A 22,241-nucleotide genomic window follows, 5' to 3' on the forward strand; every position below is an offset into this window, starting at 1 on the left:
TGCCCCATACCGGGTATGGGGCGGCTCTGGACCGCTTACGTCCAGTCGGTCAGTCCTTCGCGCGCATACACCTCGCGGAACGAAGGCAGCGCCTTCATCCGCGCGGCGTACGCATGCAGCGCCGGCCAGCGGTCGATGGGACGCGGCATGTTGCGCGACCAGCGCATCAGCATGGTGAACAGGAAATCGGCGGCCGAACGCCGCTCGCCGAGCAGGTAGGGACCATTGGCTTCGAGATGATCGCTGACCTGCTGCCACGCGGATTCGAGCCCGGCGCGCGACGAAGCTTTCACCTTGTCGATGTTTTCCGCACCGGCCGGCTCGTCGGGATAGAACCAGCCGCGATAGGCCGGCATCAGCGTGTACGCACCGAAGAACATCCAGCGGTAATAGGCCGCGCGTTCCGGCGTACCGATGGCGGGCGCGAGGCCGGCCTGCGGATACAGGTCGGCCAGGTGCATGGCGATTGCGGCTGATTCGGTCAATACCTGCCCGTCGATCAGCAACGTCGGCACCCTGCCCTGCGGGTTGAGCTTCAGGTATTCGGGGGACTTCTGTTCGCGCTTGTCGAAGTCGAGCATGCGCAGTTCGTGCTCGACGCCTAGTTCGATCAGCAGCCAGTGGACCACGAGGGAAGCGGTGCTTTGGGAGCCGTACAGAACGATGGACATGCGGATTCCTCGAAATATGGGAAGTCGTCATTCCCGCGCAGGCGGGAATCACTCCTGCCTTTCGTTTCCGCCCTCGTTCCTGCGTGCTGTGAGCAGAAGCAAGAGCAAGAGCGATTCCCGCCTGCGCGGGAATGACGGGCTAAAGCAAGCGCTGGATCCCGGCTTGCGCCGGGACGACGCCGAACAGCGAACGATACTTACGCCACCACCACCGGAATCTTGCCGATGCGTGCCTGCCATTCCTTCGGGCCGGTGTTGTGCACGGACGTACCCTGCGAATCCACGGCGACCGTCACCGGCATGTCCTTGACCTCGAATTCGTAGATCGCCTCCATGCCCAGGTCGGCGAAGCCGACGACCCTGGCCGCCTTGATCGCCTTCGACACCAGGTAGGCCGCGCCGCCGACCGCCATCAGGTAGGCCGACTGGTGCTTCTTGATCGCTTCGATGGCTGCCGGTCCGCGCTCGGCCTTGCCGACCATGCCCATCAGGCCGGTCTGGGCGAGCACCTGTTCGGTGAACTTGTCCATGCGCGTGGCGGTGGTCGGGCCTGCCGGGCCCACCACTTCATCGCGCACCGGATCGACCGGGCCGACGTAATAGATGAAGCGACCCTTCAGGTCGACCGGCAGCGGCTCGCCCTTGTTGAGCATGTCGACCATGCGCTTGTGCGCGGCGTCGCGACCGGTCAGCAGCTTGCCGTTGAGCAGCAGCACTTCGCCGGGCTTCCACGAAGCGACTGCTTCCTTCGTCACGGTGTCGAGATCGACGCGTCGCGCGTTCTGCGGCGAATAGGTCAGCTTCGGCCAGTCCTCCAGCGACGGCGGATCCAGCATCACCGGGCCGCTGCCGTCGAGGGTGAAATGCGCGTGGCGGGTGGCGGCGCAGTTCGGGATCATCGCCACCGGCAGGTTGGCGGCGTGGGTCGGGTAATCCTTGACCTTGATGTCGAGCACCGTGGTCAGGCCGCCCAGGCCCTGCGCGCCAATGCCGAGCGCGTTGACCTTTTCGTACAGCTCCAGGCGCAGTTCCTCGGCGCGATTCGACGGTCCGCGCGCCTGCAGCTCGACGATGTCGATCGGCTCCATCAGCGCTTCCTTGGCCAGCAGCATCGCCTTCTCGGCGGTGCCGCCGATGCCGATGCCGAGCATGCCCGGCGGGCACCAGCCGGCGCCCATCGTCGGCACGGTCTTCAGCACCCAGTCGACGATGGAATCGGACGGGTTGAGCATCGCGAACTTCGACTTCGCTTCCGAACCGCCGCCCTTCGCGGCCACGATCACGTCGACGGTGTTGCCCGGCACGACCTTGACGTTGACCACGCCCGGCGTGTTGTCCTTCGTGTTCGTGCGCTTGCCGGCCGGATCGGCCAGCACCGAAGCGCGCAGCTTGTTGTCCGGATGGTTGTAGGCGCGGCGCACGCCCTCGTGGACCATGTCCTCGACGCCCATCGTGGCGTCGTCCCAACGCACGTCCATGCCGATCTCGAGGAACACGGTGACGATGCCGGTGTCCTGGCAGATCGGGCGATGGCCTTCGGCGCACATCCGCGAGTTGATCAGGATCTGGGCGATGGCGTCCTTCGCGGCCGGCGATTCCTCGCGTTCGTAGGCGGCGGCGAGGTTCTTGATGTAATCGACCGGGTGGTAGTAGCTGATGTACTGCAGGGCGTCGGCGACGGACTGGATCAGGTCTTCCTGGCGGATGCTGCGGCTCGGATTCGTGGTCACGGGTGGGCTTGGCGGGGGCTGAAGCCGCCATTTTACCGTGGCCGGGCAACCTTTCGGCCGCACCGTGCATCTCACGCCGATGCCGGCCTGAGCCGGAGACCAGAGGATCGCCATGAAATTGCGCCTGCTCGCCACGGTGGCATTGTTCTGCACCGTCGCCCCGGCTTTTGCCGCCGGGTCATCGAAAGATCCGGGGACCGAACAAATGCGGATGGATCGCACGTTCGAGCGCCTGGGCAACCAGTTCATCCAAGAGGGGCGGACCGACGGCATGTCCATCGCCGTGGTCAAGGACGGCAAGGCGCACTTCTACAACTTCGGGACGACCACGCGCGGCAAGGTGCAGCCGCCCACCGAAAAGTCGGTCTACGAGATCGGATCGATCAGCAAGATCTTCACCTCGCTGGTGCTGGCGCATGCGGTGGAAGAAGGCAGGATCGGCCTGCAGGACGATATCCGGCGCTACCTGCCCGGCGATTACCCCAATCTTGCCTGGGAAGGCACGCCGGTGCGCATCGTCGACCTGGCGAACACGACTTCCGGCCTGCCCGACAACCTGCCCAATCCCTTCCCGCAGGGCAAGGTCGATCCGGACAAGGCGCCCTTCATCGCGCTGGAAGCCATGAAGGGCTTCGCGCCGGACCAGGTTTACGAAGAACTGAAGGCGGCCAAACTCGGCGCCAAGCCCGGGACGAAACCGCAGCATTCGAACCTCGCCGCGGACCTGCTCGGACGCATCCTCGAGAAAGTGTATGGAGAGCCTTATGAAGCGTTGATCGCGCGCTACGTCGAAAAGCCCTTCGGCATGGCATCTGGCACGGGCCGCAGCCGCGCCGCGGACGAGGTCAACGGCTACAACAAGCGGCAGGTAGCCATGCCGCGCCTCTACGAGCGTGCGTTCCTGATGGCGGGCGGGTTGCGCTACAGCACGACGGACATGGCGAAGTTCCTGGGCGCAGAATTGGCCGCGACCGATCCAGCCATCCGCTTGAGCCAGCAGCCTGTCTGGGGCGATACGGACGAAGCCGCGACCAGCCTCAACTGGAACTTGAACAAGACCGTCGACGGCAAGTTGCGCCTGCGCATGTCCGGCAGCACGTTCGGGTGTTCCAGCTACATCGAAATGTATCCGGAGTTGGGCTACGGCATCGTGCTGCTGGCCAACCGGCCTGGCGAGACCCAGAACGAAATGCAGGAACTGGCGACCCACGCGATGGAGGAGATCTGGGGCAAGCCGCCCGCGCTGGCGGCATTCGAGAATGCACTGCAGGCCGGCAATTACCAGGACGTCACCCGCATCGCGACCGAAGTGCGGCGCCAGCACCCCGAACTCCATTTGACCGAGCAGTACATCAACCTGTGGGGATACCGGCTGCTGCGCGAAGACAAGCCGAAGCAGGCCCTCGGCCTGTTCCGCTACAACGCGGAACAATGGCCGCAAAGCTGGAACGCCTTCGACAGCCTGGCCGAGGCCTACGAAAAGCTGGGCGACAAACCGCAAGCCATCGCCAACTACCGGAAATCGCTCGAGCTGGACCCGACCAACCAGAACGGCGCCTACCATCTGAAGAAACTGCTGGCCCGTTAAGGGCCCGGACGGAGCACGGCTGGTTCCCCAAGCCGGCCGAGAGGAAAATCCGGCGCCGGGCCAAAGCGCCAGCACGGCCCTGGCTGTCACGCGGGCCCGCCTTGCTTCGTCCTGGAGAACATGAACGCCGATCCGACCTTCGAAGCCCAGCGCCCGCGCCTGTTTTCCCTCGCCTATCGCCTGCTCGGCACACCCGCCGACGCCGAAGACGTGGTGCAGGAAGCGTGGCTGCGCTGGCATGGCGCGGACCGCACGGCGATCCGCGACGCGGAGGCGTGGCTGGTGACGACCGCGACCCGGTTGGGGCTGGATCGCCTGCGTGCAGCCAAGGCCGCGCGCACGGACTACGTCGGCCCATGGCTGCCGGAACCGCTGAGCGTGGACACCGCGCCCGATCCCGCCCATGCCGAGGAAATCGCCAGCGAGGTGTCGTTGGCCTTCCTGGCCCTGCTGGAGCGCCTCAATCCCGACGAACGCGCGGCGTTCCTGCTGAAGGAAGCCTTCGACTACGACTACGCCCGCATCGGCGAATGGCTCGGCCACAGCGAAGCCAACTGCCGGCAGCTGGTGCATCGTGCCCGCGAGCGCCTGCGCGCCGGGCGGCCGCGTTTCGAAGTGCCGCCCGAACGCCATCGCCGCCTGCTGCAGCGCTTCATGGAAGCGTCCCAGCGCGGCGACCAGGCCGCGATCACCGCCTTGCTGACCGAAGACGCACGCCTGGTTTCCGATGGCGGCGGCAAGGTCACCGCCACGCTGCGTCCGTTGATCGGGGCCGCACGCATCGCCCGGCTGTACTGGGCGGTCGCCCGGCGCGGCGCAGTCGTGGACGCGCAACTGGGCTGGGTCAATGGCGAACCGGCGATCCTGCGCTTCGCCGATGGCCGCCTGCATTCGCTGACCCTGGCGGTCAGCGATGGCGAACGCATCAGCGAAGTGCTGACGCTGATGAATCCGGACAAGTTGCACGCGATTGTCACGGCGTCGCCCGCCGGCGCGTCCTTGGAGTGAAGGCGGCCATTCCGGTCGTCGGGAAATCCCCTCCATGAAGTTCCATCGCGTCGAATATCCCCGCTACGTCCCCGAAGCCTTCCGCGGCCTGTCCGCGATCAGCCTGGGCCTGCACAAGGGCAAACTGGGGGCCCCGTTCCTCGAACTGCTGTTCCTGCGCGTGTCGCAGATCAACGGGTGCGCTTTCTGCATGGACATGCACGGCACCGCGCTGCGCAAGGCCGGCGTGGAACCGCGCAAGCTCGATACCGTCGCCGGCTGGCGCGACAGCCGCTTTTTCGACGAGCGCGAACGCACCGCGCTGGCCTGGGCCGAGGCCCTCACCCACCTGCCGTCGGGCGCTCCCGCGGATGCGACCTACGATGCATTGACGGCGCATTTCGACGAACAGGAAATCGCCGAGATGACCATGGCCATCGCCACCATCAATGCCTGGAACCGCCTGGGCGTGGGCCTGCAGCCCGAATTGCCCTGATCCACCTGCGGCGCGGACGTCGATCCGCGCCGCTTCCGCCGCTCCGGCACAGGCCGCACAATGCGGCCCCATGCCACCTCCCCTGCCCCAGGCCCAGCTCAACCTGCGCCAGCGCTTCGGCGCGATGCGCAACATCCCGCCGTTCCTGCGCGAGATCTGGGGCACCAGCAAACCGCTGACCGCGGCGAGCATCGGCATCCGCCTGATCCGCGCTTTCCTGCCGATCGCCACGCTGTACATCGGCAAGCTGATCATCGACGAAGCCGTGCGCCTGATCGGCCTGGGCGTCGCCCGCGACCTGGCGGAAGCCTGGCATTCGGGGCAGATGGACCACCTGCTGGCGCTGCTGGGCATCGAATTCGCGCTGGCGATCGGCTCGGACCTGCTCGGCCGCCTGACCGGCTACGTCGACGCGGTGCTGTCCGAGAAGTTCACCAACGCCACCAGCATCCGCCTGATGGAACACGCGGCAACGCTGGACCTGGAAGATTTCGAGGACGCCGACCTGCAGGACAAGCTGGAGCGTGCGCGCCGGCAGACCATGGGCCGGATGAACCTGCTCAGCCAGTTGTTCGGGCAGGCGCAGGACGCGATCACCGTGGTCAGCTTCGCCGCGGGCCTGCTGGCCTACGCGCCGTGGCTGATGGTGCTGCTGGCCATCGCGCTGGTGCCGGCCTTCGTCGGCGAATCGCACTTCAACGCGCTGAACTACTCGCTGAACTTCCAGTGGACGCCGGAACGCCGGCAACTGGAGTACCTGCGGCAGATGGGCGCCAGCGTGGAGACGGCGAAAGAGGTCAAGATCTTCAACCTCAACCGCTTCTTCATCGAACGCTTCCGCACCCTGTCGCAGAAGTTCTACCTGGCCAACCGCAAGCTGGCCGGCAAGCGCGCGTTCTGGGGCACCCTGCTGGCCGCGCTGGGCACACTGGGCTACTACGTCGCCTACGCCTACATCGCCTGGCGCACCGTGCGCGGCGATTTCTCCATCGGCGACCTGACTTTCCTCGCCGGCAGCTTCCGCCGCCTGCGCCAATTGCTGGAAAGCCTGCTCGCCGGCTTCTCGCAGGTAGCCAGCCAGGCGCTGTACCTGGACGACCTGTACTCGTTCTTCGAGATCGAACCCGAGATCCGCAGCAAGCCGGACGCATTGCCGGTGCCGGCGCCGATCCGCGAGGGCTTCGTGTTCGACAACGTCGGTTTCCGCTACGAGGGATCCGAACGCTGGGCATTGCGCGGCCTGTCGTTCGAACTGCATGCCGGCGAAGTGCTGGCCCTGGTTGGCGAGAACGGTGCCGGCAAGACCACGCTGGTGAAGTTGCTGGCGCGGCTCTACGACCCCGACGAGGGCCGCATCCTGCTCGACGGGCGCGACCTCAGGGACTACGACCTCGACGACCTGCGCGCCAACATCGGGGTGATCTTCCAGGATTTCGTGCGCTACCACCTGACCGCGGCGGAGAACATCGGCGTCGGCCAGATCGACGCGATGGACGACCGCGCGCGGATCGAACGCGCGGCGCATAAGGGCATGGCCGACGAGGTCGTGGCCACCCTGCCGAAGGGCTACGAACAGGTGATCGGGCGCCGTTTCAAGGACGGCATGGACCTGTCCGGCGGCCAGTGGCAGAAGATCGCCATAGCCCGCGCCTACATGCGCGATGCGCAGGTGATGATCCTCGACGAACCGACCGCGGCGCTGGACGCGCGCAGCGAGTTCGAGGTATTCGAACGCTTCAAGGAACTGTCGGACGGCAAGACCGCGGTGCTGATCAGCCACCGCTTCAGCAGCGTGCGCATGGCCGACCGGATCCTGGTGCTGGCCGACGGCAAGGTCGAGGCCAGCGGTACCCATGCCGAACTGATGGCCCAGGGCGGGCGCTACGCCGAGCTGTTCGAGCTGCAGGCCGCCGGCTATCGCTGAACCTAGCGACAGCACCTCCCCCTTTGAAAAAGGGGGTCTGAGGGGGATTTGAGCTTCTGCCGCGAACCGCAAATCCCCGGTCGCCTGCCGCGCAGGCGCCTGCCCCCTTTTTTCAAAGGGGGCGATAAGGCCACCAATGCCGCACTCCGGTACAATGCGCATCGACGTTTTCACCCAGCTTCCCCCATGTCTTCCGCCTTCGGCACCGAGACGGTGCTCGACGTCCGCCACTGGACGGACGCCTACTTCAGTTTCACCACCACCCGCGACGACGGCTTCCGCTTCGACAACGGCCAGTTCGTGATGATCGGCCTGGAAACCGAAGGCAAGCCGCTGATGCGCGCGTATTCCATCGCCAGCGCCAATTGGGAGGAGCAGCTCGAGTTCTTCAGCATCAAGGTGGCCAACGGCCCGCTGACCTCGCGCCTGCAGCACATCAAGCCCGGCGACAGCATCCTGGTCGGCAAGAAGCCCACCGGCACCCTGCTGATCTCCGACCTGCACCCCGGCCGCAACCTGTACCTGCTGGGCACCGGCACCGGCCTGGCGCCGTGGCTGTCGGTGATCAAGGATCCGGAAACCTACGAGCGCTTCGACAAGGTCGTGCTGTGCCACGGCGTGCGCGGCGCGGCCGACCTGGCCTACCGCGACTACATCGTCAACGAACTGCCGCACCACGAATTCCTCGGCGAGACGATCGCCGCCAAGCTGAAGTACTACCCGGCGGTGTCGCGCGAGCCGTTCGAGTTCAACGGCCACGACCAGCATGGCCGCCTGACCGACCTGATGGCGGACGGACGGATGATGCAGCACCTGGGTATCGAACCGCTGGACGCCGAACACGATCGCGCGATGATCTGCGGCAGCCCGCAGATGCTGGCCGACTTCCGCGCCCTGCTCGATGGCCGCGGCTTCAGCGCCGCGCCGCGCATCGGCACGCCGGGGCAATACGTGTTCGAGCGGGCCTTCGTCGAGAAATAAGCCATCGGCGCCGCCATGCGCGGGCCGCCCCCCGACGAATGGCCCATGTATCCGCCTGTGCCGCGCGGCACGATCGATCCATGACCGCCGACGCACCGGTGACACGCGCGCATTCGCGCCCCTTGCGCAGCTGCGTGCACGCGATCCTTTTCTGGATCGCCACGATGGCAGCCCTGGTTGCGGTTTCCGGCGCCACTCATGCGCTGTCGTGGGTTCTGCAGGCGGTCGTCAACGGTGCCGTTGGATCCGCGGCCGCCTATGCCCTGTCGTTCTGGTTCTGTCGACGGGATGGGTTGCCCATGGCGGATGCCCGCCTGACGGCCGACCGGAAATCCCTGCCTCTCCTTGCGTTCGGGCTGATCGCGGGCGCGTTGCTCGCGTCCGCATTTGCGCTCCTGCTCTGGTGCTTCGGGATCGTCACGTATCGGTTCGCGGCGACTCCTGCTCCCGCCACGCTTGGATTGTCGATGCTCGGCTTCGTGCTGCTTGCCCTGCGCGAAGAGATCGTGTTCCGTGGATATCTGTTGCGAACGCTCGAAACCGGCCTGGGGCGCGGGCCGGCGTTGGCGCTCATGGCGACGCTGTTCACGGTCGAACACCTGCTCGGCGGCTATTCGATCCTGAATGCCGTCGTCGGCTCGGTGCTGTCCGCCCTGGTCTTCGGCATGGCGGCCATCGCCAGCCGCAGCCTCGCGTTCCCGCTGGGGCTGCATGCCGCCTGGAACATGATCGACTGGGCTAGCGGCGGCAAGGGAGGCGTGGGGATACTTGAACGTACAGGCGAGGCCACACGCGGCAATCAGCTGGCCGGGCTGTCCGTCTATGCGGGCATCATGGGGATAGCGCTGCTGGTCCTGTGGCACGCGGAACGGCGACGCACTCGCTCAGCTGCGTCCTGATCGGCGGCCGTGCACACCGCCGAAGGCGGGAATCATCCCAGCGCGGTCTCGATATCGCTTTTAAGCGATTCCGGCTTGTCGGTCGGCGCATAGCGCGCGATCACCTGGCCGTCGCGGCCGACCAGGAACTTGGTGAAGTTCCACTTGATCGCGCCGATGCCGAGCAGGCCGCCCTTCTGCTTCTTCAGCCACTGCCACAGCGGATGCGCCCCGCTGCCGTTGACCTCGATCTTGGCGAACATCGGGAAGGTCACGTCGTAGGTCAGCGAACAGAAATTCCTGATTTCGTCGGCATTGCCCGGCTCCTGATGGCCGAACTGGTCGCAGGGGAAACCCAGCACCACCAGTCCCTGGTCGCCGTATTCGCGCCACAGCTTCTCCAGCCCCTCGTATTGCGGGGTGAAGCCGCACTTGCTGGCCACGTTGACGATCAGCAGGGCCTTGCCGCGCCATGCGGACAACGGCTGCGGCGAACCGTCCAGCGCGGTCGCTTCGAAATCGTAGGCGGTGGTGGCCATGCGCATGCCTCGGCAAGTCGGAGCGGCGATTGTCGCGCAAAACGTGGCGGTGCGGCCAAGCTTGGCGTTACGCTACGGACCGGCTTTGGCCCATGCCATTCGTCACGGGCCTTGCCGTTCCGGCTGGGCTAGGCTTGCGCCCCTGTCCACCCATCCGACGAGACCCACATGAAGCCCACCTTCGCCGGCGCGCTTGCGCTCGCAATCGCCACAGCGCTGTCCGCCCCGGCCGTGGCCCAGAACGCCAAGGAACCGCAGATGTCCTCCCCCGCCTACAACGGTCCGTTCGCCGCGCCAAGCCCGCTGGACCTGAACTATCCGCAGTTCGACAAGATCAAGGACAGCGATTTCGCCCCCGCCTTCGACGCCGGCATGGCGCAGGAGCTGCGCGAAATCGACGCCATCGCCGACAACCCGGAAAAACCCACCTTCCAGAACACCATCGTGGCGATGGAAAAGAGCGGCCAGCTGCTCGGCCGCGCGCGCAGCGTGTTCGGCAACCTGGTCGGCACCGACAAGACCGAAGCCCGCGACAAGCTGCAGACCGAATACGCGCCGAAGTTCTCCGCGCACAACGACGCCATCGCCCTGAACCCGAAGCTGTTCGCCCGGATCAAGGCGTTGTACGACCAGCGCGACTCGCTGGGCCTGGACGCCATCGACCGCCGCCTGCTGGAAAAGCGCTACGAGGACTTCGTCCGCGCCGGCGCCGCGCTGAGCGAGGCGCAGAAGGCGCGCATCCGCGAGATCAACACCGAGATGTCGAAGCTGGGCACGCAGTTCAACAAGAACGTGCTGGCCGAGGTCAACGATTCGGCCATCGTCGTGGATAGCCGCGACGAACTGAAGGGCATGAGCGACGAACAGATCGCCGCGGCCGCCGAAGCCGCCAAGGCGCGCAAGCTGGAAGGCAAGTACGTGATCGCCCTGCTCAACACCACCGGCCAGCCTGCCGAAGCGCAGCTGGAGAACCGCGCCCTGCGCGAGCGCCTGTACCGGGCCTCGGTCGCGCGCGGCAGCCGCGGCAACCAGTGGGACAACACCGCGATCGTCTCGCAGGTGCTGAAGCTGCGCGCCGAACGGGCGAAGCTGATGGGCTACGACACCTCGGCCAACTTCGTGCTGGCCGACGAAACGGCCGCCAACCAGGACAACGTCAACAGGATGCTGCGCCAACTGGCGCCGGCCGCGGTAGCCAACGCCAAGCGCGAAGCCGGCGACCTGCAGGCGATGATCGACGCCGAGCAGAAGGCCAAGGGCCAGCCGTCCTTCCAGCTGGCGCCGTGGGACTGGTCCTACTACAGCGAGAAGGTGCGCCAGGCCAAGTACAGCTTCGACGAGTCCCAGCTAAAGCCCTACTTCGAAATGAAGAACGTGCTGGAGAACGGCGTGTTCTTCGCCGCGAACAAGCTGTATGGGATCAGCTTCAAGGCCCGGCCCGACCTGCCGAAGTACCATCCGGACACCTGGGTCTACGACGTGTTCGACAAGGACGGCCAGCGCCTGGCGATCTTCATCTTCGACCCATACGCGCGCGACTCCAAGCGCGGCGGCGCGTGGATGAACACCTACGTCAGCCAGTCCGCGCTGCTCGGCGAGAAGCCGGTGGTGGCCAACCACCTCAACATTCCCAAGCCGTCCGAAGGCAAGCCGACGCTGATGACCTGGGACGAGGTCACCACCGCGTTCCACGAGTTCGGCCATGCCCTGCACGGCTTCTTCCAGGACGTGCGCTACCCGTATTTCTCGATGAACGTGCCGCGCGACTTCGTCGAATACCCGTCGCAGGTCAACGAGATGTGGGCCGACTGGCCGGAAGTGCTGGCCAACTATGCCAAGCATTACCAGACCGGCGCGCCGATGCCGAAGGAACTGCTGGACAAGGTTGTCGCGGCGTCGAAGTTCAACCAGGGCTTCGCCACCACCGAATACCTGGGCGCGGCGATGCTGGACCAGCGCTGGCACCAATTGCCGCTGGACAAGATCCCCGACGCGTCGGGCGTGATGGCCTTCGAGGCCGAGGCACTGAAGGCCGACGGCATCGACTACGCGCCGGTGCCGCCGCGTTACCGGACGCCCTACTTCAGCCACATCATGGGCGGCTATGCGGCGGGTTACTACGCCTACATCTGGTCCGAAGTGCTGGGTGCGAATACCGAGCAGTACATCCGCCAGCACGGCGGCCTGTCGCGCGACAACGGCGACCGCATGCGCAAGTTCGTGCTGGCGCCGGGCGGCGAGATCGAAGCCGGCAAGCTGTTCCCGAACTTCTCCGGCTACGAAGCGAAGATCGAACCGTTGCTGGAAAAGCGCGGGCTGACCACCGCGAACCCGTAGCCGCCGCCACGATGCGAGAGAACGCCGCCTTCGGGCGGCGTTTTTCGTTTTTTCCCGGCGTCGACAGGCGACTGGCGGGCCACCGGACGATGCGCTAGCCTCCGCCGAACGCCCCGCCGGACATGCCGCATGCCTGTTTCGACGCACGCGCTCGACCCTGCCTCGATGGAAACCGTCTACCTGCACGTGCGCGTGCTGCTCGGCATGGTAGTCGGCCTCAGCCTGACCCACCTGCTGCGCCACTTCGCCCGCATCGTCGAACGTCCGCGTCACCGACGGCTGTACTGGGTCCACCTGCTGTGGGCGGTCTTCATGTTCTCCTACCTGCTGCTGTTCTGGTGGTGGGAGTTCCGCCTGTCGGGCGTGGTGCGCTGGAGTTTCAACCTGTACCTCTTCATCACCCTGTACGCGTTGTTGCTGTACCTGCTGTGCGCGCTGGTGTTCCCGGAAAGCCTGGAAGAAGGCCGCGGCTACAGGGATTATTTCAACGACCGCCGCCATTGGTTCTTCGGCCTGCTGGCCCTGGCCTTCGCCGTCGACTTCATCGATACCTGGATCAAGGGACCGGCGTATTTCCACAGCTTCGGTGGCGAATACATCTTCCGCAACGTCGCCTACATCACCGGCTGCCTCATCGCGATCGCCACGCGCAACCGTTTCTACCACGGCGGCTTCGCCGTGGCGGCACTGCTTTACCAGGGCTCGTGGATCGGCCGCCAGTGGGAAGCCATCTGATCGACTGGCGGAACGACGGATCGAGCCTTCGCCGGAAAAACCACGGCACGGCGCCGAACTGATCGCCCGCAATCTCCCTTCAGGAATGCAATCCGAGCGGATCGGCCATCGGCCGGGAGCCGTAGCCCTGCGCGGAACCCGCGGGCGCGGACGGTGCGCGGAGCAGCGCCATCTGCGCCGCCGGTTCGTTGGCCAGCGCCAGGCCCGGCAGCGGCGTGAATTCGCCTGCGACGAGCGTGGCCACGGGCACACCGTCGCGCCACAACAGGCGCGCGCCCGGCTGGCGCGGCACTTTGTCGCCGGCGACGATGCCGCCGATCAGGTTCAAGGGATCGGCGGCCGAGACCGCGATCATCGCGCCATCGCGCGCGCGCTTGCGCACGCCACGCAATGCCGCCACCGCCTCCGGCAGGGCGAACTGCTGGCCGACCACGCCGGCGATGAAGCGGCCGCCGCGGATCTCGCCGCGCGCTTCCAGCCGCTGGTATTCGCGCAGCAATTCGCGCCACGGCGGCAGCCATTGCGCCTCGCGTTCCAGCAAGCGCCAGCAGACCACGCCATAGCGGCGCAGCAGCACGCGGGCGATGTGTTCGATCGACGCCGGCTCGATGGATGCCGGGTCGCCGGCGAGATCGGCCGCCCTGCGGGTCAGGCTCCAGCGCCCCGCATCGGCGATGCCCATCAGCGACGCGCGGCGCCCACGCCGGCCGAAACTCGCCGGCTTCTTCGCGGCAGGCAGCAACAAGGCGCGCAGGCCGGAGAAGCTGTCGCAGCTGGCGCGGCCACGCGCCACCAGTTCCGCGAGCGCATCCTCCAGTTCGGTTTCAAGCAAATGCGCGGCATCGGCCAGCTCGTCGAAGAACAGCGCGCCGTGTTCGCGCAGGCTGTCGGCGACCTTCCGTGCACGCGAAGACAGCGGCGATTCGTCGGACGGTTGCTGGGTCGCGGCCAGCCGCGTCCACAGCGGCAACTCGCGACGCGGCAGCAGCACGATGGGCGCGGCGCGCACCAGCGATTCGCCGCCCGCGCGCAACCGCGTCCAGGCGACGCGTCCCGCGGAGCACAGGTCGTCCAGCCAGGCGATGGAATAGTCCTTGACCCGCGTTGGCAACAATTCGGATTCCCAGGCGCCGGCCGCGGCTTCGAAACCTTCCAGTTGCGCCAGCACGCCGGCCAGCGCTTCCGGCCCCTGTACGCGGGTGGCCGGCGAAACGCGCTGCCAGTCGCAGAGGAAACGCACGTAATCGCGCACCTCGACCGGTTCGATCTCGCGGCGCAAACGGCCCAGCGTGTTGCGGTGGATACGGGCCAGCAGGTGGCGTTCGCACCATTCGTCGCTGCTCGCGCCCGGCGTGAAGCGCCCGCGCATCGCGTAGCCTTCCTGTTCCAGCGCCAGCAAGGCGAAATCGACGTCGCGGCGCTCCACGGCCAAGGCATCGGCGATGGCGGCAGCCGTGGTCACGGCCATTCCTCCCAGACGGGCGCGGACGAGCTCGCGCATCGCGTCCTCATGCATCCAGTCGCGCGCGTAATCGGCCGGAACTTCGAGGCAGGGTTCGCATGCGGCTTGCGGATGCAGCGCCAGCAGTTGCGGCAGACGTTCGGCCGTAACCCACAGCCCCTCCCCCATCGGGAGACCGGTTGGGGTGAGGGCATGCGGCATCAACCGAGTTGCGCGCCGCGCTTTCGCCAGTCGCTCCAGCCATCCGTTCCAGCCCGAAGCTTCCGCTTCGCCGGCGGTCGCCGTCCCGAGCTGCATCAATGCCTCATGCATCTCGTCCTGATCGCGCGGCTGTGGCCAGGCATCCTCGCGCGCGCCTTCGATCGCGCCGAGGTCGAGCCGGCCCAGGTCTTCCGCCTGCGTCGCGCCCAAGCCGCGGGTCTGCACCGCGCGGGTGCGGCGTTCCTCTAACGGCGCATCGTCGAGGAAGGCGTAGGGCCGCGCGCTCAACACTTCCGCGGCGAAGGGCGATGGCCCGGTCAGGTCGCGGGCGACGACCTGCACCTCGCCGGCTTCCAGCGCGCGCAGCAAGGCGAGCCAACCGTCCACGTCCATCGCTTCGCGCAGGCAATCGTGCAAGGTCTGCGCGACCAAGGGGTGGTCCGGCACCTCGCGCTCGCCGACGATGTTCTCCAGGCACGCCACTTGGTCCGGGAAGACCGTCGCCATCAGGTCTTCGGACTTCATCCGCTGCAGCTGCGGCGCGACCCGGGTGCCGCCGACGAAGCGCGGCAGCGCCAGCGCCGTAGTCGCGTTCCAGCGGAAGCGCGCCGGGAACAGCGGCGCGTCCAGCAGCGCCTGCACCAGCACCTGCTCGGCGCTGGACGAATGCAGGTAGGACATCACCTCGATCAGCGGGAACGAATGGCTGGTCGACAGCGAAAGCACGATGGCGTCCTCGGTCGCCGCCGCCTGCAGTTCGAAATTGAACTTGCGGCAGAAGCGCTTGCGCAGCGCCAGCCCCCAGGCCTTGTTGATGCGGCTGCCGTAGGGCGAATGGATGATCAGCTGGGTGCCGCCGGATTCGTCGAAGAAACGCTCCAGCGCGATCCGCGATTGCGAAGGCAGCAGGCCGAAACCGGCGAACTGCGCGGCCGCGTAGCCCGCGATCTGCGCGGCGGCGGATTCGCCCAACCGCAGTTCCGACAGCAGCCACGCTTTCAGCTCCGCCTCGCCGCCCCGCTCCAGCTGGTCCTGCATCGCCTCGCGCAGGCGCGACACGCTGGCCGACAGTTCGATGCTGCGGCCCGGCGCCTCGCCCAGCCAGAACGGGATGCTCGGCGGCGCGCCTTCGGCATCCTCGACGCGCACGCGGCCGGCCTCGACACGGAGGATGCGATAACTCGTGTTGCCGAGCTGGAAGATGTCGCCGGCGATGCTCTCGATGGCGAAGTCCTCGTTGATCGTGCCGATCATCGTGGCATGCGGTTCCAGCACCACCTGGTAATCGGCGGTGTCGGGAATGGTCCCACCCGATAGGGTGGCGGTCATGCGCGCGCCCTTGCGCCCGCGCAGCTTGCGGTGCACGGCGTCGCGATGGAGGTAGGCCGCGCGCTGGCCATAGCGGGTGCTGAATCCGTCGGCCAGCATCCGCACCACCTCGTCGAAACCCTTACGATCGAGCTGTGCGTACGGCCACGCGCGACGCACGACCTCGAACAGTTCGTCCTCGTCCCATTCGCGGCAGGCCACTTCGGCGACGATCTGCTGCGCCAGCACGTCCAGCGGCGCCGGCGGCATGATCAGCGCGTCGAGTTCGCCGCGACGCACGGCATCCAGCAGCGCCGCGCTTTCCAGCAATTCGTCGCGCGAGCTCGGGAACAATCGACCCTTGGGAACGCCGCCGACATGGTGGCCGGAACGGCCCACGCGCTGCAGGAACGCAGCGATGCTGCGCGGCGAACCGATCTGGCACACCAGGTCCACGTCGCCGATATCGATGCCCAGCTCCAGCGAGGCGGTGGCGACCAGCACCTTCAGCTCGCCTCGCTTGAGTTTCTGCTCCGCGTCCAGGCGCAATTCCTTGGCCAGAGAGCCGTGGTGCGCGGCGACGTGTTCCTTGCCCAGCAATTCGCCGAGGTGGCGCGCCGCGCGTTCGGCCATGCGCCGGGTATTGACGAAGACGAGCGTGGTTGCGTGCTGTTCGACCAGCTGCGCGATGCGTTCGTAGACCAGGTCCCACTGCGCGTTCGACATCACCGCTTCCAGCGGCACCGGCGGCAGTTCCAGCGCGAGGTCGCGCTTGCGCGCGTGGCCGATATCGACGATGGCCGGATCGGCTGCACCCGCGCCGACCAGGAACTTCCCTACCGTTTCGATCGGCTTCTGGGTGGCCGACAAGCCGACCCGGGTCGCGCGCCGGCCGGTCAGCGCGTCGAGCCGTTCCAGCGACAGCGCGAGGTGGCTGCCGCGCTTGCTCTGCACCAGCGCATGGATTTCGTCGACGATCACCGTGCGCACGGCCGACAGCATCGCCCGGCCGGATTCGGAACCCAGCAGCACGTACAACGATTCCGGCGTGGTGACCAGGATGTGCGGCGGACGCCTGCGCAGGGCCGCGCGTTCGGACTGCGGGGTGTCGCCGGTGCGTACCGCGGTGCGGATGTCCACGTCGGGCAGGCCCTGCGCGGCGAGTTCGTCGCGGATGCCTTGCAGCGGCGCTTCCAGGTTGACGTGGATGTCGTTGGACAGCGCCTTCAGCGGCGAGACGTACAGCACCAGGGTCGCGTCGGGCAGGCCGTAGGACAGGCCCTCGCGCACCAGTCCGTCGATGGCGGTGAAGAACGCGGTGAGCGTCTTGCCCGAACCGGTCGGCGCCGCGACCAGGGTGTCGCGGCCGCTGGCGATGGCCGGCCACGCGGCGACCTGCGCCTCGGTCGGCGCGGGGAAGCTGCGCGCGAACCAGGTGGCGACGGCGGGATGGAAGGCAACGAGCGCCGGATGCTGGGGATGTCGCGAGGACATGCGCCGATTATCCGCCCGGCCGTCCCCGGCCGGATGAACGGAAGGGCTGAAATTCAGGCGGATCTGCGCGTGCACCGCTGCAGCATGGCCGCGCAGCGTCGCAGGAAGTGAGACGGCACCTTCGGGCGGGGGCAACTGGCGCCGGAACGGCGGCGACGCCCTGGGGCGCCGCCGCCGCATTGCAGGCGGAACCGGCTAGGGTTTGCTCAACTCGAGGAAGATGTCGCGTGCGGCCACACCCTGGTCGGGCTGGTCGATGAAGAACCCCTGCACGCCCAGGCCATACAGTTGCACGGCTTCGGCGATGACCGATTGCGCGACGCCGCCGGGCGTCTGCGCCAGGTAGCTTTCCTCGGCCCGCAGCGTGTACGGATGCACCTGCAGGCCGGCCTTCAACGCCCAGCCCAGCATCGGGTGGACCAGGCCGGTGTTGCGACTGCCCAACTCGGCCTTGCCATCGCCGTTGACGTCGAGCTTGGTCGCCAGTGGCACGCGCGGCAGCAGGCTGCCCTTCCACGGACCCACGCCCGACGCGTAGTTGGCCTTCATCCAGTTCAGCATCGGCTCGGTGGCAAAGGCGCCATAGGGGGTGCCGGCGTTCAGGCCGCCCTGCACTTCGCCCGCCAGTCCGCCATAGACGCCGGCAAGATCGGCGCCGTGGGCGGCGTTGTAGGCCACGTCGTAAGGCTTGGCTTCGTAGAAGTCGTCGTACAACTGCACCAGCGGCAGGTCCACGCCGGCTTGCGGCATGACCTGCTTCTTCAGCTCGATCAGGTTCTCGAATTCGAAGCTCTGGATGTACACGCGCTTCGGATCGGTGAAGCCCGTGCTCACCAGCGTCTCAACCAGTTTGCGCCCCAATGAAGTCGCGATGAGGCTGCCGTCGAGGCGGCGCCCTTCCTTGGCGAAGTAGGTCGGATGCTTGGTTTCCGGGTAGATGCCGACCTTGCGGGTACCGCGGCTTTCGCGCTTGGCCAGTTCGATCACTTCGGCGAAGGTCGGCACCGTGTACAGGCCGTCGTAGCGGGTATTGCCCGGGCGGATGGCCGGGATGCGCTCCTTCGCCCGCAGGGTCTTGATTTCGGCCAGGGTGAAGTCCTCGGTGAACCAGCCGGTCATGCGCACGCCATCGACCACCTTGGTGGTCTTGCGGTTGGCGAACTCCGGATGCGCGGCGACGTCGGTGGTGCCGGAAATCTCGTTCTCGTGGCGCGCGATCAGCACGCCGTCCTTGGTTGCGACCAGGTCGGGCTCGATGAAATCGGCGCCTTGCCGGATCGCCAGTCGGTACGATTCCAGCGTATGTTCGGGACGGTAGCCGCTGGCGCCGCGATGGCCGATCACGATCAGGCCGCGATGGTCCGCGTCGGCATTGCGGGAATGGAAGTCCACCTGCGCATTCTGGGCGAAGGCGGCGCCTGCGGAAACGAGCAGCAAGCCGGCGGCCAAAGCCGGAAGGAATCTGTTTGAACGCTTGTCCATGTCGTCGAACCTCGGGTGGTCGGGGGAATGCCGACCGCGCGGATCGGCCCGCGCATGTTCGAAGCCCGAAGTTACCCGCGTTTGACGCGCACGCTGCAACGCACGCTTTCACGCCGCCTTCACCGCGGCGCGACGTATCCGCCCGGCACGCCTTCCGGCGACATGACGATCTGCCACAGCTGCGAACGGCGGCTACGGAAAGTCGCCATCGATGCGGACAGGTAGAAGCGCCACATGCGGCGGAAGCGCTCGTCGTAGCGCGCGTCGAGCCGGTCCCACGCAGCCTCGATGTTGCGGTACCAGGCCTGCAGCGTGGTGTCGTAATCGGCGCCGAAGTTGTGCCAGTCCTCGATCACGAACAGGCCTTCGCTGGCCCGCGCGATCTGCTGCGCCGACGGCAGCATTGAGTTGGGGAAGATGTATTTCGCGATCCAGGGGTCGGTGTGGGTCGCCGAGACGTTGGTGCCGATGGTATGCAACAGGCTCAACCCGTCGTGGGGCAATAGCCGGCGCACGGTCTGGAAATAGTCTTCGTAGTTCTTCACCCCGACATGCTCGAACATGCCGATGGAATACACCGCATCGAAGCGACCGTCGATGTCGCGGTAGTCCTGCAGGCGGATCTCGACCGGCAGGCCCGCGCACAGCTCGCGCGCATATTCGGCCTGTTCCTTCGAGATGGTCACGCCGACGCCGCTGACGCCGTAGCGCTCGGCAGCGAATTTCAGCGCCTCGCCCCAGCCGCAGCCGATGTCCAGCACGCGCATGCCGGGTTGCAGGCGCAGCTTGCGGCAGACCAGGTCGAGCTTGGCTTCCTGCGCGTCATCGAGATTGTCCGCATTGCGCCAGTAGCCGCAGCTGTAGACCAGCCGCCTGCCCAGCATCGCCGCGTACAGGTCGTTGCCGAGGTCGTAATGGCGCTCGCCAACTTCGCGGCTGCGCCGGCGCGTCTGCGGATTGAACAGGCGCGCGAACAATGCGTCGCGGATTTCGCCGAAACCGTGCACGCGCTGGTCCAGTCGCGCCTGCAGCAGCTTGTACAGGAAACCGTCCACGGAAACCGCGTCCCACCAGCCGTCCATGTAGCTTTCGCCCAGACCCAGCGAACCCTCGCCCAGCAGGCGGGAGAACAGTTGCGGGTCGTGCACCTGCAAGTCCCACGGGCGTTCGCCGTCGACGCGTACGTCGGCTTCGCCCAGAAGCGCCTCGAGCCTGTGGCGGAAGCGGTCCGGAGCCATGCCGCGCTAGGGGGAGAAAAGCCCCACGTATTCCGGCGCCAGGTACGGCCGCACCACGTCGATCGGCACGTCCACCGATTGCGTGCCGTCGGCGTAAGGCCCGACCTGGTACGGCGGGAACACGAAGCGCAACGCGGTCACCTTGCCCTGCGCGTCGGCCAGCGGCTGGAACTGGCGGAAGTTCGCCGAATCCGGCTCGGTGCCGGCGTCGATCATCTTGTCGGCGTTGGCGACGAACTGCTGGCGTTCTTCCGGCGGCATCTCGTCGGCATCGGCGCGCACCGACACGGCCGTGCGCAGTTGCTCGCGCGCGTAACCGCTGACCGCCAGCCAGCCCTTCGCATCGGGAATCAATTCGTCGGCCGTCAGCAGCTTGTTCTGCTTCGGCAACCAGACGAAGCGCGCCACCAGCGGTTCGCCGTGTGCGCCGCCGGTGTAGCGGCTGCCATCGCCGGCCACCGCGACGATGTCCGGGGTGTCCAGCACCTGTTCGAAGCTCAGCGACAACTCGTAGGGCGCGGTCGGCTTGTCGTTGCCCAGGGCTTCCACCGCTTCCATCAGCTCGTCTTGCTCGGCCTTGACGTAGGCGGCGACGGCCTGGGCCAGGCCGGGGTACGCGTTCAATTTCGGCGGATAGCTGACCCCGACCACGTACCGATCGTTGTGCTCGATGACGTCCTTCAGCTGGGCCGGTGCCCCCGCGGGTGCCGTAGGCGCGGCGGCGTCCGGCGCGGCAGCGGGCGTGGCGGTCGGCGACTCCTGCCGGCAGGCGGCGAGCACGGCCAGCGCCAACGCCGACAAGGCCACGAATTTGAAGGCGGATCGCACAGCCGGGCTCCTTGCAGGCTTGGGGAACGACAGTTTATTTCGCGACGCAGCAGGGCGACAGCCCGCCGCGGTCGCTACGCCACCAGGTCGGCATATTCGGGGTGGCGGCGAATATACACGGCCGAATACGAACAGGCCGGCACCACCCGCAGCCCCTCGGCGCGGGCGTATTCCAGTACCGCCCGGACCAGTTCGCCAGCCACGCCGCGGCCGCCGATGGCCTCGGGGACGCCGGTGTGTTCGATGGTCAGGCGCCCATCGCGCAGGCGATAGACCAGTTCGGCCTCATGGCCTTCCAGTTCGGTACGGAACCGGTGCTGCGCGGCTTCGTGGACGATCGAAAGCGGGATTTCGGAACTCATGGGGGCGGCACCTGCACGACTGACCGGCACATTGTGCCCGAAACGCTGGTACGGCAGTTTTCGCCCCATTGCGTCACCTGGTTATGTGAAGACTCGTTCACGAACCAAAATGGCGTGACACGCATCCCAATACCGGATTGGCACGCTTGATGCCCATTACCGGTACGACCTTGATCGTTAGACGTGGATGCCATGACGCAAGAACCCGAAAAGAACGAAGACGCCAAGGAATTCGCCCTGCTGCTCGACCTCTGCCAGAGGACCGTGCGCGGGCAGACCGCCGACGGCGATTTCAGCCGGCTGGACGAGATCGTCTACAAGCGCCTGCTGTCCACCTACCCCGGCAGCGACCAGCGGGCGGCGGCCTGAACCGGCTCAGCCGCCGAACGAAGGGTTCGACAGCTCCGTCAGGAAATGCCCCAGGACTTCGGGGCGCATGATCAGCATGAACATCACCCCGTAAGCGGCGCCGGCTAGGTGCGCGCTGTGGTTGATGCGATCGCCGCCGCGGCGGTCCATCCAGATGCTGTAGGCCACGTATAGCACGGCGAAAACGATCGCCGGCATCGGAATGAAGAACACGCCGATCGTGGCCCAGGGCGCCACGACGATGAAGGCGAACAGCACCGCGGACACCGCGCCCGAGGCGCCGAGGCTCAGGTAATTCGGGTTGTGCTGGTTCTTCAGGTAGGTCGGCAGGATCGACACCACCAGCGCCGACAGATAGAACAGCGGGAACACCCAGGGACCGACCAGTCGGGTCATCAGCACCTCGATCTCGCGACCGAAGAAATACAGGGTGAACATGTTGAAGAACAGGTGCCAGAAATCGGCATGGATGAAGCCGTAGGTCAGCAGCCGGTCGTACTGCTTGCGCTTGTCGATCGCCGGCGGCCACAGGATCAGCCGGTCGGCCAGCTTGCGGTTGCCGAAGGCCAGCCACGACACCAGCGCAGTGGCGGCGATCAACAGGTAGGTGAAGAACGGGGTCTGCATCGGA

The 22,241-nt window shown here is 66.7% G+C and carries 18 protein-coding genes; 9 read left to right on the forward strand and 9 right to left on the reverse strand.

Annotated features, from left to right (window positions below; genetic code table 11):
• Positions 1-35 precede the first annotated feature (35 nt).
• Complete coding sequence (locus J5837_RS13945) at positions 36-671, reverse strand: glutathione S-transferase family protein (protein WP_210537365.1); 636 nt, start codon at positions 669-671, stop codon at positions 36-38.
• A 197-nt stretch (positions 672-868) separates the two neighbouring features.
• Positions 869-2,401, reverse strand: a complete 1,533-nt coding sequence (locus J5837_RS13950) for a fumarate hydratase (RefSeq protein ID WP_210537366.1) — start codon at positions 2,399-2,401, stop codon at positions 869-871.
• Positions 2,402-2,513: 112 nt separating this feature from the next.
• On the opposite strand from J5837_RS13950, the gene J5837_RS13955 reads away from it, so the two are divergent.
• The 6 genes from J5837_RS13955 (at position 2,514) to J5837_RS13980 (ending at position 9,276) form a co-directional block, all read left to right on the forward strand.
• Positions 2,514-3,989, forward strand: coding sequence for a serine hydrolase (locus tag J5837_RS13955; protein WP_210537367.1), 1,476 nt, complete (start codon positions 2,514-2,516; stop codon positions 3,987-3,989).
• Positions 3,990-4,109: 120 nt separating this feature from the next.
• Positions 4,110-4,997: an RNA polymerase sigma-70 factor gene (locus J5837_RS13960; protein WP_210537368.1), complete on the forward strand. Its 888-nt coding sequence runs from the start codon at positions 4,110-4,112 to the stop codon at positions 4,995-4,997.
• Between the two features lie 34 nt (positions 4,998-5,031).
• Positions 5,032-5,472 carry a carboxymuconolactone decarboxylase family protein gene (locus tag J5837_RS13965; RefSeq protein WP_210537369.1) on the forward strand — a complete coding sequence of 147 codons (441 nt, stop codon included), beginning with the start codon at positions 5,032-5,034 and terminating at the stop codon, positions 5,470-5,472.
• A gap of 70 nt (positions 5,473-5,542) precedes the next feature.
• Positions 5,543-7,396, forward strand: coding sequence for an ABC transporter ATP-binding protein (locus J5837_RS13970; protein ID WP_210537370.1), 1,854 nt, complete (start codon positions 5,543-5,545; stop codon positions 7,394-7,396).
• A gap of 186 nt (positions 7,397-7,582) precedes the next feature.
• Complete coding sequence (locus J5837_RS13975) at positions 7,583-8,377, forward strand: ferredoxin--NADP reductase (RefSeq protein WP_210537371.1); 795 nt, start codon at positions 7,583-7,585, stop codon at positions 8,375-8,377.
• Between the two features lie 80 nt (positions 8,378-8,457).
• Entirely contained in the window at positions 8,458-9,276 is an 819-nt protein-coding gene (locus tag J5837_RS13980) for a CPBP family intramembrane glutamic endopeptidase (RefSeq protein WP_210537372.1), read from the forward strand.
• A 32-nt stretch (positions 9,277-9,308) separates the two neighbouring features.
• On the opposite strand, the gene J5837_RS13985 is transcribed toward J5837_RS13980, so the two are convergent.
• Entirely contained in the window at positions 9,309-9,800 is a 492-nt protein-coding gene (locus J5837_RS13985) for a glutathione peroxidase (protein WP_210537373.1), read from the reverse strand.
• Positions 9,801-9,962: 162 nt separating this feature from the next.
• On the opposite strand from J5837_RS13985, the gene J5837_RS13990 reads away from it, so the two are divergent.
• Positions 9,963-12,131 (forward strand): M3 family metallopeptidase, encoded by a 2,169-nt coding sequence (locus J5837_RS13990; protein ID WP_210537374.1) that lies wholly within the window; start codon positions 9,963-9,965, stop codon positions 12,129-12,131.
• A 129-nt stretch (positions 12,132-12,260) separates the two neighbouring features.
• Positions 12,261-12,866 (forward strand): hypothetical protein, encoded by a 606-nt coding sequence (locus J5837_RS13995; RefSeq protein WP_210537375.1) that lies wholly within the window; start codon positions 12,261-12,263, stop codon positions 12,864-12,866.
• Between the two features lie 79 nt (positions 12,867-12,945).
• Here J5837_RS13995 and J5837_RS14000 read toward each other — a convergent pair whose 3' ends face one another.
• The 5 genes from J5837_RS14000 to J5837_RS14020 all read right to left on the reverse strand — a co-directional run bounded on the left by J5837_RS14000 (position 12,946) and on the right by J5837_RS14020 (position 21,241).
• Positions 12,946-17,331, reverse strand: a complete 4,386-nt coding sequence (locus tag J5837_RS14000) for a DEAD/DEAH box helicase (RefSeq protein WP_210537376.1) — start codon at positions 17,329-17,331, stop codon at positions 12,946-12,948.
• 195 nt (positions 17,332-17,526) lie between these two features.
• Positions 17,527-18,723: a glycerophosphodiester phosphodiesterase family protein gene (locus J5837_RS14005; protein ID WP_210537377.1), complete on the reverse strand. Its 1,197-nt coding sequence runs from the start codon at positions 18,721-18,723 to the stop codon at positions 17,527-17,529.
• 209 nt (positions 18,724-18,932) lie between these two features.
• Positions 18,933-20,051 (reverse strand): cyclopropane fatty acyl phospholipid synthase, encoded by a 1,119-nt coding sequence (gene cfa, locus J5837_RS14010; RefSeq protein ID WP_210537378.1) that lies wholly within the window; start codon positions 20,049-20,051, stop codon positions 18,933-18,935.
• 6 nt (positions 20,052-20,057) lie between these two features.
• Positions 20,058-20,879 carry a DUF3298 and DUF4163 domain-containing protein gene (locus tag J5837_RS14015; protein WP_210537379.1) on the reverse strand — a complete coding sequence of 274 codons (822 nt, stop codon included), beginning with the start codon at positions 20,877-20,879 and terminating at the stop codon, positions 20,058-20,060.
• Positions 20,880-20,953: 74 nt separating this feature from the next.
• Positions 20,954-21,241: a GNAT family N-acetyltransferase gene (locus tag J5837_RS14020; RefSeq protein ID WP_210537380.1), complete on the reverse strand. Its 288-nt coding sequence runs from the start codon at positions 21,239-21,241 to the stop codon at positions 20,954-20,956.
• Between the two features lie 192 nt (positions 21,242-21,433).
• Between J5837_RS14020 and J5837_RS14025 the strand changes: the two genes are divergently transcribed.
• Positions 21,434-21,610 carry a hypothetical protein gene (locus tag J5837_RS14025; protein ID WP_210537381.1) on the forward strand — a complete coding sequence of 59 codons (177 nt, stop codon included), beginning with the start codon at positions 21,434-21,436 and terminating at the stop codon, positions 21,608-21,610.
• A 6-nt stretch (positions 21,611-21,616) separates the two neighbouring features.
• Here J5837_RS14025 and J5837_RS14030 read toward each other — a convergent pair whose 3' ends face one another.
• The gene (locus J5837_RS14030; protein ID WP_210537382.1) at positions 21,617-22,237 is read right to left on the reverse strand and encodes a rhomboid family intramembrane serine protease; all 621 of its coding nucleotides are present in this window, start codon (positions 22,235-22,237) and stop codon (positions 21,617-21,619) included.
• Positions 22,238-22,241 lie beyond the last annotated feature (4 nt).

It is taken from the genome of Pseudoxanthomonas helianthi (assembly GCF_017939625.1).
Lineage (GTDB): Bacteria > Pseudomonadota > Gammaproteobacteria > Xanthomonadales > Xanthomonadaceae > Pseudoxanthomonas_A > Pseudoxanthomonas_A helianthi.

Coding starts and splice junctions, on each gene's coding strand:
- J5837_RS14020 (WP_210537380.1), bottom strand. CDS start 21,241: ATGAGTTCCGAAATCCCGCTTTCGATCGTCCACGAAGCCGCGCAGCAC.
- J5837_RS13985 (WP_210537373.1), bottom strand. CDS start 9,800: ATGCGCATGGCCACCACCGCCTACGATTTCGAAGCGACCGCGCTGGAC.
- J5837_RS13955 (WP_210537367.1), top strand. CDS start 2,514: ATGAAATTGCGCCTGCTCGCCACGGTGGCATTGTTCTGCACCGTCGCC.
- J5837_RS13970 (WP_210537370.1), top strand. CDS start 5,543: ATGCCACCTCCCCTGCCCCAGGCCCAGCTCAACCTGCGCCAGCGCTTC.
- J5837_RS13990 (WP_210537374.1), top strand. CDS start 9,963: ATGAAGCCCACCTTCGCCGGCGCGCTTGCGCTCGCAATCGCCACAGCG.
- J5837_RS14025 (WP_210537381.1), top strand. CDS start 21,434: ATGACGCAAGAACCCGAAAAGAACGAAGACGCCAAGGAATTCGCCCTG.
- J5837_RS13975 (WP_210537371.1), top strand. CDS start 7,583: ATGTCTTCCGCCTTCGGCACCGAGACGGTGCTCGACGTCCGCCACTGG.
- cfa (WP_210537378.1), bottom strand. CDS start 20,051: ATGGCTCCGGACCGCTTCCGCCACAGGCTCGAGGCGCTTCTGGGCGAA.
- J5837_RS13960 (WP_210537368.1), top strand. CDS start 4,110: ATGAACGCCGATCCGACCTTCGAAGCCCAGCGCCCGCGCCTGTTTTCC.
- J5837_RS13995 (WP_210537375.1), top strand. CDS start 12,261: ATGCCTGTTTCGACGCACGCGCTCGACCCTGCCTCGATGGAAACCGTC.
- J5837_RS13945 (WP_210537365.1), bottom strand. CDS start 671: ATGTCCATCGTTCTGTACGGCTCCCAAAGCACCGCTTCCCTCGTGGTC.
- J5837_RS13980 (WP_210537372.1), top strand. CDS start 8,458: ATGACCGCCGACGCACCGGTGACACGCGCGCATTCGCGCCCCTTGCGC.
- J5837_RS13965 (WP_210537369.1), top strand. CDS start 5,032: ATGAAGTTCCATCGCGTCGAATATCCCCGCTACGTCCCCGAAGCCTTC.
- J5837_RS14000 (WP_210537376.1), bottom strand. CDS start 17,331: ATGTCCTCGCGACATCCCCAGCATCCGGCGCTCGTTGCCTTCCATCCC.
- J5837_RS14030 (WP_210537382.1), bottom strand. CDS start 22,237: ATGCAGACCCCGTTCTTCACCTACCTGTTGATCGCCGCCACTGCGCTG.